The organism is Mojavia sp. (genome assembly GCF_059505145.1).
In genome coordinates this window covers 42,301-54,692 of the sequence record NZ_JCACKA010000018.1, presented here as the reverse complement: position 1 = coordinate 54,692, position 12,392 = coordinate 42,301, and the positions used below count along the sequence as shown (strand labels likewise).

Sequence of the window (12,392 nt, the reverse complement as noted above, 5' to 3'; positions counted from 1 at the left end):
AGCCCGCAGATGCAGATTTTATTTGTCTAGTAGCAATTTATCTTCGCTAGGTCAACCTTTGATCCACCTAAAGGCAGTAGATGAAGTAATAAAAAAATGATTATAAGGAATTAAATAGCTCTGCTTGCCAAACAGTTAAAAAGGAACGGATTTTTATGGCATTTGATTATGACCTGTTTGTCATTGGTGCTGGCCCTGCGGGTTTGGCAGCAGCTAAACAAGCAGCTAGCTACGGTGTTCGTGTCGCTGTCGCTGAACAAGAAGCCATAGGTGGTACATGTGTAAATCGTGGTTGCGTTCCCAAAAAACTGATTGTCTACGCTGCTGACTTTGCCCAGTCTAATCAAATGGCTCATCATTACGGGTGGAGTGAGTGTCAACAGCACTTTGACTGGACAATATTTATTAAGTCAGTACACCAGCATCTCGATCGCATTCACCTCTGTTATTACGAGCAGTTGCAACAAGCAGGTATTGAACTAATTCGCAAGCATGCCACTTTTGTTGATGCCCATACTTTAGAACTGGATGGACGCAAGGTGACAGCAGACAAAATTTTAATTGCTGTGGGAGGGCGTCCCAATAAGCCTGATATCCCTGGTATAGAATACGCAATTACATCCCGCGAGATGTTTCACTTACCTTATCTGCCGGAACGATTGGCAATTATTGGTGGTGGCTATATCGGCACAGAATTTTCTAGCATGATGCACGCTTTCGGTTGCGAGGTTTCGGTCATAGAATCAGAGGCAATGATTTTATCAGGGTTTGATGACGATATCTGCTCTAGTGTGCAACAGGGTTTGAGCCAACGGGGAATTCGGTTTTTCACCAACAGCACTGCTCAAAAAATCACACTCTCAGAAGATGGTTTGCTATTAACAATTACTGGTGAGGGCCAGGAAACTATCATTGCAGATACAATTTTGGTTGCTACAGGTTACATCCCAAATACCAAGAATCTTAATTTGGAAAAAGCTCAAGTTGAACTTGGCGAACATGGTGCAATCAAAGTAGATGAATTTAATCGCACCACCCAAGAAAACATCTTTGCTGTGGGTGATTGCATCAGCCGCGTGCAATTAACTCCAGTTGCTAAGGCAGAAGGTAAAGCTGTTGCTAATACAATTTTCGGCAACAAGCCGCAAAAACTGAATTATGATTTTGTGCCCTCTGCTGTTTTTTGTCGTCCAGAAGTGGCAAGTGTGGGGATGACAGAGGCAAAGGCACGGCAAAAGTTTGGTCAAGCTGTAAAATGTTACTGCACTCACTTCCAGCCACTGTTATATCAGTTGAGCGAACCGAATGAGCAAATTACGATTAAGCTTGTGGTAGATGAAGACTCCCAACGAGTTTTGGGCGCTCACATGGTGGGTGAACATGCGGCTGATATCATTCAAAGTCTTGGGGTTGCAATTCGCAAGGGTATCACTAAGCAAGACCTGGATGAAACAATAGGCATTCATCCTACTACCGCAGAAGAGTTCCTATCGTTAAGTTAAATTTAGGTGTAAAACTGACACCAAGGTTTGTTAGGATGCTCCTGTCCAAGCTTTGGTAGGAGCGTCTGTATCATCTAAAGATACAGCATTTATTGATGAGCTGTTTTCGGTTACAGAGTTTTCCTCTTGAGAAGTTATCAACTCATCAAGTGCCTTCAGGGCCTCTAATGCAGACTGATAACGCTGCTTGTAGTCATCCAACACCATTTTACTGAGAATTTCAGCCAAAGAGTTGCTCACCAGTGCTTTATCTTTCCATTTCAATTCTCCATCAGCATCTCTATCGAAATCGTGGGGTGCAATACCTGTCAAAGCCTTAATTCCAATCATCCCGACTGCATAGATATCACTACTGTATTGGGGACGTCCAAAACATTGCTCGTTCGGCGCATAACCCTTAGTGCCAATACCAATAGTGAAGGGAGTATGTTCTTGATTTTCTATGTACGCTGTAGAGACGTCTTTGACAGCACCAAAGTCAATCAGTACGAGTTTCCAGTCTGAGTGTCGCCGGATGATGTTGCTGGGTTTAATATCCCGGTGAATTACATTGTTTTTATGGACAAATGCTAATGTTTGCAATAAGTCTCGTAAAATCACGATCGCTGAGGTTTCAAGAAGCGGTTTGCTTGATGGCAGTTCCTGAGTCAGAGGATGACCAACTATATATTCTTGAACTAGATAAAATTCTTCATCTTGTTCAAAATAAGCTAAAAGCTGAGGTATTTGGTTGTGTGTTCCCAATCTTTCTAAAGTTTGCGCCTCTGAGTTAAATAAACGTCTGGCAAGTTCCAATCCTGTCGATTTAGTGTTGGCTGGTTTGAGTTGTTTGACTACACATTGTGGGTTCCCAGGACGTTGAATATCTTCAGCAATGTAGGTTTCGCTAAATCCACCGGAACCAAGAACTTTGAGAATTTTATAGCGTCCACCAAGTATCTTCCCTGCTACTGCTAAATCTCGCAGCTGGAGTAGGTTTTGCAGGTCATCTTGTTGGCTAATAATTTCTTGGACAACTGGGGAAGATTTATATTTCTGAAAAATAACTAATAATTGGCGTTTTTTAATGCTTGCCCTTGCCATTTCGATTATCAGGTAACCCAATCCGCACAGGGCGATCGCTACTATTGGTATAGCTGTGGGGAAAATTAACTGAGCATATATAAATAATACATAGCTAATCCCTCCCCAAATCGTAGCAAGACTGATGCTAAATATAAATCTAGTTATGCCTCGCTTGCTTCTAGTACAGATGACTGCTGTACCCCCAACTAGGAAAAGTACAAATAAACCTCGCAGAGGTGGACTTGTAATGCCTTGGGCGATCGCTTTATCTGTCATCAAGGTTGCGATCGCATTTGCATGAATTTCTACTCCTGACATCCGCTCTGGATACAGCCAGTTGTTGTCAACAGCTACTGAATAATCATCATTCCCTAACTGGGCTGTGGCTCCAATCACCACGATTTTATCTTGGAGAACTTTTCCTTGCTGCAAATAGGTGTTCCAGTTTTCTGGATCTAGTACGTACCAAAAGGGAATTTGCTCAAATGTACCCGCAGACCCCCAAAAATGAATGCGATCGCCTTTTGGTCGAGGATAATTCCTTTGGGCTGCCCGCAACACTGCTTCATCAAAGGAGGGCATTTTATCTATCAAAGCATCATCTTGAGCTAATAGCTTGGGAAACTCACTAGCCAATCGGTGAATCTTGCCATCGACCTCTATGGGAAAATTCACCGTACCCATCGATACTGACCCTGTATGAAACATTTGCTGAGGTTGCGTCAGTTGCACAAATGTCCCTTGGTGAGTCTCAAAGTTTTCGTAGAGTGCAGCTAAGGTAACTTTATTGCCATATTTTTGCAATACTTTTTGCAATTGGCGATCGTCAGCAACGCCATAACTACTTGGCGTGTCAAAAACTACATCAACTGCCACAGAACGTACACCAGCCTTAATCAGCTTTTCTATAGCTTGGGCATATGCGGCACGTTTGTATGGAAAAGATTTCAGTGGTTCCAGGTAAGCATACTGGTGTGGATCTGTTTTATAGTACTGTTCAGGGACTGATATGGACTGATTGTCAATTGCCAAAATCACGATGTCTTCTGGAGGCACGACTGGCCCACGCAGTTGAAAAAACGTGGAAAGCGCATGACTTTCCATCAATTGAACTATGCCCACACCAGAAGCACTCAGCAGTGCAGCCCCTATTGCTGAAGTCCCAATCAGCAGATAACCTAACCAAGTTATCAGCTTGGAATGGTGTGTTAATGCCGTCGAAGTTGCTTTTGTGGGTTTATTTGACCGTACATTAGCAGCAGAGACATCGTTTTTAGTTAAGGTAGATGTAGGTTCTTCTCCCATATCGTCGATTAATTTAGGTACAACACTTTTATTTATTCAAACCCTGTTTTAGTGCCATCACATTGAAATAATATTTAAATGAAAAACTTATACATTTGTAAATTATCCTTTATTCCTCAGCACATTTGCGTTGACAAAGCTTGTTGGCAGGAGCCGCTTCATTCCAACACTGTCGAACTTAGCCTCTAAGTAAAATGCAAGATGTGTTTTTTCCCCTGTTCTGAGCCAAAGATGCTCTGCTTTTGCACTTGATTGCAGTGATAGTCTACCCAACTCAACAGGTATGTCCCAGTAGACATCTACCAGAAGTTTCCTTTGAACAACTTCTGCCGTTGCTACAACGCTGTTACCCCGTAAAAAGCGTGTCATTTTGTTGATGGCAAAACTTAGAGATGGGTATCACCCTACATCGTACTCTAGAACCTATGTCATACCTCTTTAGGAGTAAAATTGACTGTTATACAGTTAAGAATGCTGTTCCTTAGTCAATTTTATTGGTAGATTTTGATCACGGGGTAATTGTTAGAGCGTCTGGGATGAAAAAGGTTCAGCACTCAGCATCTGCTCTAATGTTTCAACCATTTTTCTAATTTAAAAGAGGTTAGGATAAAAGCTATACATGAAGATATACTTTATAGATATTAGCAAAATTATCATTTGAGAATTGCTATAATCTATTGTTCAATCTAAAATTCTTTTCTATTATTAGGTGTAATTTTGTATGGGTTCTACAATGAATCGTCTGTCTATTTTTGTAGACGGAAATAATATGTTCTATGCTCAACAGAAAAATGGCTGGTTTTTTGACCCGCGACGAGTATTAGAGTATTTTAAAAATGAGCAATCAGAAACAACATTAATCAATGCATTCTGGTACACTGGCTTAAAAGATCCACAAGATCAACGAGGTTTTAGAGATGCTTTAATTAGTTTAGGATATACAGTCAGAACTAAAATACTTAAAGAATATTATGATGATAACTCTGGTCGTTATTCACAAAAAGCTAATTTAGATATTGAAATTGTTGTCGATATGTTTAATACAGTAGATCAGTATGATCGGGTAGTTTTATTTAGTGGTGATGGAGATTTTGAAAGAGCAATTGAACTTTTACGCTCAAAAAATACACATATTACAGTAGTGTCAACAGAGGGAATGATAGCTAGAGAATTACGTAATGCTACCGATAGATATATAGATTTAAATGATATCAGAGATCGAATAGAAAAAACAGAAGGTTAATATTTTTAACATTTATTTACAATTGATATAGGCGTAAAATTCTAATAGCCAAGGTATTTATAGGCAAAGTCAACACTAAACAACGAACTGAAAATGACAACCAAACCAGAGCGAATTATCATTTTTGATACGACATTGCGAGATGGAGAACAATGTCCAGGAGCGACTCTAAATATAGATGAAAAGCTAGTTATAGCCAAGCAGTTGGCGCGCCTGGGTGTAGATGTAATTGAGGCAGGTTTTGCCTTTGCCAGTCCTGGAGATTTTGAAGCAGTCAGCAAAATTGCACAAATTGTGGGAACAGAAGATGGGCCTGTGATTTGTAGTTTGGCTAGAGCGCGGCATGATGATATTAAAGCGGCAGCAGAAGCGATAAAACCAGCTGTTCGTGGCAGAATTCATACTTTTATTGCCACTTCGGATATTCACTTGCAATACAAGTTGAAAAAAACCAAATCAGAAGTACTGGCGATCGCCGAAGAAATGGTCGCTTATGCTAAAACTTTCACTGATGATGTCGAATTTTCTCCTGAAGATGCAGGACGCTCCGATCCGGAATTTCTCTACCAAGTATTAGAGCGAGCGATCGCAGCTGGAGCAACAACAGTTAATATTCCTGACACTGTAGGATATACAACTCCTAGCGAATTTGGGGCAATAATTAAGGGAATTAAAGAAAATGTCCCCAACATTGATCAAGCAATTATTTCGGTTCACGGACATAATGATTTAGGTTTAGCTGTTGCCAACTTCTTAGAAGCAGTAAAAAATGGTGCAAGGCAATTAGAATGCACTATTAACGGTATTGGTGAACGAGCAGGAAATGCAGCCTTAGAAGAGTTAGTAATGGCTTTGCATGTCCGCCGACAATATTTCAATCCCTTCTTAGGACGTCCAGTAGATTCTGAACAACCCCTCACGAATATTGATACTCGTCAGATTTATAAATCTTCGCGTCTAGTTTCTAATTTGACGGGAATGTTAGTGCAACCAAATAAAGCCATAGTGGGGGCAAATGCCTTTGCTCATGAGTCTGGTATTCATCAAGATGGTGTGTTGAAAAACAAGCTCACCTATGAAATTATGGATGCCCAATTGATTGGCTTGACAGACAATCAAATAGTTTTAGGTAAACATTCTGGGAGAAATGCTTTCCGTACCCGCTTGAAAGAATTAGGTTTTGAACTGTCAGAAACCGAATTAAATAAAGCATTCGTCAGATTCAAAGAAGTCGCTGATAAAAAGAAAGAAATTTCTGATTGGGATTTAGAAGCGATTGTGAATGATGAAATTCAACAAGCACCTGATTTGTTTAGGGTAGAGTTGGTGCAAGTTTCCTGCGGTAGCAACGCCAAACCCACCGCTACAGTCACCCTCCGCACCCCAGACGGTGAAGAACTAACCGATGCAGCTATTGGTACTGGCCCTGTAGACGCGGTTTATAAAGCAATTAACCGTGTGGTAAACGTACCCAATCAGTTGATTGAGTTCTCTGTGCAGTCAGTAACCGCTGGTATCGATGCGATTGGGGAAGTTACCATCCGGTTACGCTATGAATCTAGAGTGTTTTCTGGTCATGCGGCGAACACAGATATCATCGTTGCGTCTGCTCAAGCCTATGTTAATGCCCTGAATAGGCTTTATGCATCTTTGCAAACTCAAGAAAAACAAGAGAAAGTAACTACTGCATAGAACCTCACTCTAACCCCTCTCGCAAGCGAGCAGGGGTTATTTATTTTTCGTTCCCATGCTCCTGTGTGGGAATGGTATTTAGGATATCTACTGCCTCAGTTTACAAGAGTTATACCAATTCTCCAAAATCAGGCGACAGATGCAAAACTAGAAACCAAGATGAAATGTAACGCCTGTTTATTAAGAATTACGAATTGGTATTAAAGCCTCTATAAACCTTGACTTATGAAGTTTTACAAATATCATGCTCTTGGCAACGATTATCTAGTTATCAATCCCCAAGATTTATCATTTGCGCTAACCCCTGAAAAAATCAAAACCATTTGCCATCGGAATTTTGGAATTGGATCAGATGGTATCTTGTTGGGACCGCTAGCATCTCAAACAGCAGAATTTGCATTACGCATCTTCAATCCAGACGGGAGTGAGGCAGAAAAAAGTGGTAATGGATTGCGAATTTTTTCTCGCTACCTATGGGATAAAGGACTTGTTAGCGAAGAACCATTCTTAATTGAAACCGTGGGTGGATTGGTTCAATCGATTATACAAGATGCCGGGAAAACAGTTCAGGTAGAGATGGGAAAGGTTAGCTTTTGGAGTAATGATATTCCAGTAGTTGGCTATCGCAGAGAAGTAATCGAAGAAATAATCAATGTTGACAATGAAACTTTTACCTTCTGTGCAGCGACTATTGGCAATCCCCACTGTGTGATTCCTCTAGATAATGTCAATCCCGCGATTGCAAAACAGTATGGGCCAATATTAGAGGTTCATTCCCTTTTCCCAAATCGTACCAATGTTCAATTCATGACAGTCATAAATCGAAATACTATCCAAATTGAAATTTGGGAGAGGGGTGCTGGCTACACTTTAGCTTCAGGTAGTAGCAGCAGTGCAGCGGCGGCTGTTGCACATAAACTTGGTTTATGCGATTCTTCTATTACCGTGCAAATGCCTGGTGGAGAAATTTTGATACAAGTCAACGATGACTTTAATATATCTATGACAGGTTCTGTGACAAAAGTTGCTGAAGGTGAATTATCAGCAGAATTGTTTGCAGACTAAAAAACTTCTCAATCCGATTTGTTAGTATTACTTCCTTGTGAAACCCAACAAAAGCTTTAATTTGTATTGGGTTATGTTTAACCTAACCTATTTGCGATCGCTTACACTTAATAAGCATTGGGATTTAAACGTATCATGATTTTTTCCGGCTCTGTCAAATTTTTAAAACCATAACGGCGATAAAGTCCATGAGCATCTTTTGTGCCTAACAACCACCTTTGAACGTCTTGTAAATCTGGATATTCTAAAATATATTCTACAAACCATTTTCCTAAACCCTGTCCTCGATAAGACTCCAGAATAAAAACATCTTTTAACAACGCAGAAGTTGCATAATCAGTAATAACTCTAGCAAAACCAACTTGTTGTTCACCTTCATAAAGTCCAAAACATAAAGAATTTTTTATTGCCTTTTCCACTGTGGCTAATGGTATGTTCTCAGCCCAATAGGAAGCCTGTAAAAAATCATGAATCATTTGAATATTTAATTTAGATTTATCGCTACTAATATAAAATTTATGTTTTAATTTTTCGTTCATTTGATTGCATCTTTGATTTAATATGTTGAGACGTAATAATTAATTTTAATTCATTTTATGGTCAGTGGATTGCAACATAAGATGATGAAATTACTGAACCATTAGCTGGAAAGCAGAGGCTATATTCAGTGTTTAAAGTTATGGGTGCATCTACTATTGATTATGAATCAGCCGACAACAAAATCTTGGCAAGAAGTCCGCACAGCTTTTCAAAAAATTTGGGGTTACGAAGATTTTCGTTCGCCACAAGGAGAAATTGTCAGCAGTTTATTAGCCCAAAAAGATGCGCTGATTATCATGCCGACAGGTGGAGGAAAATCGATTTGTTTCCAACTACCCGCACTGCTACAAACAGGATTAACTTTAGTAGTTTCGCCCTTGGTGGCATTAATGGAAAATCAAGTACAGGAACTACGTCAGCGCCACCTGAGTGCTGCACTACTACATAGTGAATTATCATCATCCCAACGCCGGGCAACGCTACAAGCTTTAGAAAGACAACAATTAAGATTACTATACCTATCGCCAGAAACTTTACTGAGTAACCCAGTTTGGGAAAGATTGTGTCACCCGCAATTGCAGATTAACGGCTTTATTTTGGATGAAGCCCATTGTTTAGTGCAGTGGGGTGAAACATTTCGACCAGCTTATCGCAGATTAGGGGCGGTAAGACCTGCATTGCTGCAATCAAAACCACCAGAAACAAAAATCAGTGTTGCTGCTTTTACTGCTACCGCTGACCCCGTAGCTCAAAAAATCATTTCCACAGTTTTGCAATTACAACAACCAGATATTTACCGCCTAAATCCCTATCGTCCTAATCTGCATCTCAACGTCTGCATAGCTTGGACACCAAGGGGTAGAAAACAAAAATTAGTAAAATTTATTCAAAATAGACCGCAACAAGCTGGGTTAGTTTATGTTCGCACTAGGCGAGATAGTGAGAATTTAGCAGCATGGTTAGCAGAGATGGGTTATGCCACAGCTAGTTATCATGCTGGACTAGGTGCAGAAGAACGCCGTGCTGTAGAAGCTAGCTGGTTAAGTGGCAAGATGCCGTTTGTGGTTTGTACCTGTGCTTTTGGCATGGGTATAAATAAACCTGATGTGCGCTGGGTAGTTCATTTTCATTCGCCGCTGCTAATTTCTGAATATGTGCAAGAAATTGGACGTGCTGGACGGGATGGAAAACCAGCAGAGGCGTTAACGTTGGTGAGTGAACCGACGGGGTGGTTAGATGCTGAAGATAAGCAAAGACAGCAGTTTTTTGAACAACAAATGCGATCGCAACAACAAACAGCGCAGCAACTAGTAAAAAAACTGCCAAAACAAGGGGAAGTAAATGCTGTGACGCGACAATTTCCTGATAGTGCTACGGCACTCGCTTTACTCCACAGCAGTGGTCAACTAAACTGGCTTGACCCTTTCCATTACATCATTGATACAGGGGTGATAAAGCAGCCTCCAACGCAATTAAATGCTGTCAAGCAAATGAATCAATATTTGATTACTAAACAGTGCCGTTGGCAGTTTTTGTTAAATGCTTTTGGTTTTGACAAAGACGCTGCTAACTGGCGTTGCGGACATTGCGATAATTGCAAAAATTAACTTTTTTCATCACCGTCAGCAGTAAATATAGCTCTGTTACTTCGGTTAAAACACAAAAAATTTCAAAAGCCTGCATTCGCAGGCTTTGTCTGTATAAACTTAAGTTTATAGTCTGAGGAAAATTAGTGACTTATGATCATAAGCCTAATTTACCTTTGAAACCAAACACCTAAAATTGCTGCAAAAACCGCAAATCGCTAGCGTACAAGCGGCGAATATCATCAATTTGGTGTAATACCATCGCAAAGCGTTCTACACCGAAACCGGCAGCAAACCCAGTATAAACTTCTGGATCGTAACCCACGGCTTTCAGCACATTTGGATCTACCATACCACAGCCCATAACCTCCAGCCAGCGACCATTCCACTGTAAATCAACTTCGGCTGAGGGTTCTGTAAAGGGAAAATAGCTAGCACGAAAGCGAATTGGGAGGTCGCCAAACATTGCTTGCAAAAATACCTTAATCGCACCCTTGAGGTCTGTAAATGTCAGCCCCTCATCAATTGCTAACAGTTCTATTTGGTGGAACACTGCTGAATGGGTGGCATCTACGTTATCACGGCGATAGACTCGCCCAGGGGCAACAACCCGGATGGGCGGTTCCTCAGCTTCCATATAACGAATTTGTACTGAAGAGGTATGAGTACGTAGGAGATTGCCATCTGGCAGGTAAAAAGTATCCTGCATATCACGGGCAGGGTGGTCAGGCGGGGTATTAAGAGCCTCGAAATTGTAGTAATCTGATTCCATCTCTGGCCCTTGAGCCACGGTGTAACCCATACCGACAAAGATATCCAGCGCTTGGTCGATAATGCCATTGAGAGGATGGATGCGACCTTGGGGACGGTAAATGCCCGGCATTGTCACATCCAGAGTTTCCGCCTCAAGCTGGGAGCGAATTTGAGCAGCTTCTAGGGCTGCGCGCTGCTTATCTAAACTATCTTGCAGGGATTCTTTGACTGTATTGGCGATCGCCCCAATTTTCGGTCGTTCCTCTGCACTCATCTGCCCCATACTTCGTAACAACGCCCCAAGTTGCCCTTTTTTACCCAAATAGCTAACTCTGAGTTCTTCTAGGCGTTCTAAGGTATCGGCGGACGCGATCGCTTTTTCTCCTTCCTGCCGCAGTGCTAAAAGTTGAGCCTCTAAATTGTTAGGCTGATTCGTCATGCTAAACGCTTGTTAGATATTAGTCAGTAGTCATGGGTCATTAGTCATTAGTCCAAATCTTTGGAGTGCTAGACAAATAACCTTAGTGATATGCCATTAATAGGCCAAAGGCAAGGGTTAAAACCAAACCTCTGTTTACCAGTTTAGAGGCGATTAGGTGTGTGAGGATGTTTTTTTTGCCTGATGCTGGTGACGCCTGACATTGACAAATGGCTAATAACAAATCACTAATGACTAATAACAAATTATTAATGACTAATGACGATGAAATTACTCATTAGCAATGATGATGGCATTTCTGCCTTGGGTATTCGTACCCTAGCTAACTGCTTGGCAGAGGTAGGACATGATGTGACTGTAGTTTGTCCAGATAGGGAGCGATCGGCAACTGGACATGGACTAACCCTGCATCAACCAATTCGCGCCGAAATTGTGGAGTCAATTTTTCATCCTGCCGTCAAAGCCTGGGCTTGTGATGGCACTCCTTCGGACTGTGTGAAACTGGCACTGTGGGCTTTGTTAAAGTCACCTCCCGACTTGGTTCTTTCAGGGATTAATCAAGGAGCTAATTTGGGGACTGAAATCCTCTACTCTGGTACCGTTTCTGCTGCAATGGAGGGTATGATTGAAGGTATTCCCAGCGTTGCGTTCAGCCTTGCCAGTCACACATCCAAAGACTTTCAAGCTGCGGCTAACTTTGCCAAAATTTTAGTAGCACAAATAGCCGCAAAACCCCTACCAGGGTTGATGTTACTCAACGTCAATATTCCCCCAGTCAAATGGGAAGAAATTGCAGGAGTCACCATCACTCGTCAAGGAGTACGGCGCTACGTTGATGTTTTTGATAAGCGTATCGATCCGCGTGGTAAAACATACTACTGGTTAACTGGTGAAGTCCTGGAGGAAGTTGAACCTCCAGAAGGCTTAAATTTGCCTCAAAACATCCCCATAGACGTGCATGTTATCCGTGAAAATTTTATTAGCATAACGCCTTTACAATACAACCTCACCTACGCAACTGGACTACAACAATTGTCTGAGTGGAAAATGCAGTTTCCGTAAGACCTTTGTTAATACTGATAAAACTCTGAGGATAGTTAAATAGATCATGGGAAAATTTAAGTTATAAAGTAGTAACGTTCTTGATATACCCGATACACGTACACTCAAACAACTTAAGGCTTGTACCTTGCATAATCTCA

General features: G+C 41.2%; 10 protein-coding genes. 6 read left to right on the top strand and 4 right to left on the bottom strand.

Going from position 1 to position 12,392, the window contains the following annotated elements; all coding sequences use genetic code 11:
* Positions 1-155 precede the first annotated feature (155 nt).
* Positions 156-1,502: a glutathione-disulfide reductase gene (gorA, locus tag AC5JL8_RS01885; RefSeq protein ID WP_495878082.1), complete on the top strand. Its 1,347-nt coding sequence runs from the start codon at positions 156-158 to the stop codon at positions 1,500-1,502.
* A 30-nt stretch (positions 1,503-1,532) separates the two neighbouring features.
* Here gorA and AC5JL8_RS01880 read toward each other — a convergent pair whose 3' ends face one another.
* Both AC5JL8_RS01880 and AC5JL8_RS01875 read right to left on the bottom strand, forming a co-directional pair.
* Positions 1,533-3,872 carry a CHASE2 domain-containing protein gene (locus AC5JL8_RS01880; protein ID WP_495878081.1) on the bottom strand — a complete coding sequence of 780 codons (2,340 nt, stop codon included), beginning with the start codon at positions 3,870-3,872 and terminating at the stop codon, positions 1,533-1,535.
* Between the two features lie 102 nt (positions 3,873-3,974).
* On the bottom strand, positions 3,975-4,241 hold the full coding sequence (locus AC5JL8_RS01875; protein ID WP_495878080.1) for a hypothetical protein: 267 nt from the start codon (positions 4,239-4,241) through the stop codon (positions 3,975-3,977).
* Between the two features lie 352 nt (positions 4,242-4,593).
* Between AC5JL8_RS01875 and AC5JL8_RS01870 the strand changes: the two genes are divergently transcribed.
* The 3 genes from AC5JL8_RS01870 to dapF all read left to right on the top strand — a co-directional run bounded on the left by AC5JL8_RS01870 (position 4,594) and on the right by dapF (position 7,872).
* Complete coding sequence (locus AC5JL8_RS01870; RefSeq protein WP_495878079.1) at positions 4,594-5,115, top strand: LabA-like NYN domain-containing protein; 522 nt, start codon at positions 4,594-4,596, stop codon at positions 5,113-5,115.
* 93 nt (positions 5,116-5,208) lie between these two features.
* Positions 5,209-6,807, top strand: a complete 1,599-nt coding sequence (locus tag AC5JL8_RS01865; RefSeq protein ID WP_495878078.1) for a 2-isopropylmalate synthase — start codon at positions 5,209-5,211, stop codon at positions 6,805-6,807.
* A gap of 225 nt (positions 6,808-7,032) precedes the next feature.
* Positions 7,033-7,872, top strand: coding sequence for a diaminopimelate epimerase (dapF, locus tag AC5JL8_RS01860; RefSeq protein ID WP_495878077.1), 840 nt, complete (start codon positions 7,033-7,035; stop codon positions 7,870-7,872).
* Positions 7,873-7,979: 107 nt separating this feature from the next.
* On the opposite strand, the gene AC5JL8_RS01855 is transcribed toward dapF, so the two are convergent.
* Positions 7,980-8,411: a GNAT family N-acetyltransferase gene (locus AC5JL8_RS01855; protein WP_495878076.1), complete on the bottom strand. Its 432-nt coding sequence runs from the start codon at positions 8,409-8,411 to the stop codon at positions 7,980-7,982.
* Between the two features lie 162 nt (positions 8,412-8,573).
* On the opposite strand from AC5JL8_RS01855, the gene AC5JL8_RS01850 reads away from it, so the two are divergent.
* Positions 8,574-10,019 carry a RecQ family ATP-dependent DNA helicase gene (locus AC5JL8_RS01850; protein ID WP_495878075.1) on the top strand — a complete coding sequence of 482 codons (1,446 nt, stop codon included), beginning with the start codon at positions 8,574-8,576 and terminating at the stop codon, positions 10,017-10,019.
* A gap of 169 nt (positions 10,020-10,188) precedes the next feature.
* On the opposite strand, the gene pheS is transcribed toward AC5JL8_RS01850, so the two are convergent.
* On the bottom strand, positions 10,189-11,190 hold the full coding sequence (gene pheS / locus AC5JL8_RS01845; RefSeq protein ID WP_495878074.1) for a phenylalanine--tRNA ligase subunit alpha: 1,002 nt from the start codon (positions 11,188-11,190) through the stop codon (positions 10,189-10,191).
* Positions 11,191-11,454: 264 nt separating this feature from the next.
* On the opposite strand from pheS, the gene surE reads away from it, so the two are divergent.
* A complete protein-coding gene (gene surE, locus AC5JL8_RS01840) occupies positions 11,455-12,252 on the top strand; it encodes a 5'/3'-nucleotidase SurE (protein WP_495878218.1) in 798 nt (265 codons plus the stop codon).
* Positions 12,253-12,392 lie beyond the last annotated feature (140 nt).

Bases quoted from the DNA above. Each gene is read 5' to 3' on its own strand.
- gorA (WP_495878082.1), top strand. From the start codon at position 156: ATGGCATTTGATTATGACCTGTTTGTCATTGGTGCTGGCCCTGCGGGT.
- AC5JL8_RS01880 (WP_495878081.1), bottom strand. From the start codon at position 3,872: ATGGGAGAAGAACCTACATCTACCTTAACTAAAAACGATGTCTCTGCT.
- AC5JL8_RS01875 (WP_495878080.1), bottom strand. From the start codon at position 4,241: ATGACACGCTTTTTACGGGGTAACAGCGTTGTAGCAACGGCAGAAGTT.
- AC5JL8_RS01870 (WP_495878079.1), top strand. From the start codon at position 4,594: ATGGGTTCTACAATGAATCGTCTGTCTATTTTTGTAGACGGAAATAAT.
- AC5JL8_RS01865 (WP_495878078.1), top strand. From the start codon at position 5,209: ATGACAACCAAACCAGAGCGAATTATCATTTTTGATACGACATTGCGA.
- dapF (WP_495878077.1), top strand. From the start codon at position 7,033: ATGAAGTTTTACAAATATCATGCTCTTGGCAACGATTATCTAGTTATC.
- AC5JL8_RS01855 (WP_495878076.1), bottom strand. From the start codon at position 8,411: ATGAACGAAAAATTAAAACATAAATTTTATATTAGTAGCGATAAATCT.
- AC5JL8_RS01850 (WP_495878075.1), top strand. From the start codon at position 8,574: ATGAATCAGCCGACAACAAAATCTTGGCAAGAAGTCCGCACAGCTTTT.
- pheS (WP_495878074.1), bottom strand. From the start codon at position 11,190: ATGACGAATCAGCCTAACAATTTAGAGGCTCAACTTTTAGCACTGCGG.
- surE (WP_495878218.1), top strand. From the start codon at position 11,455: ATGAAATTACTCATTAGCAATGATGATGGCATTTCTGCCTTGGGTATT.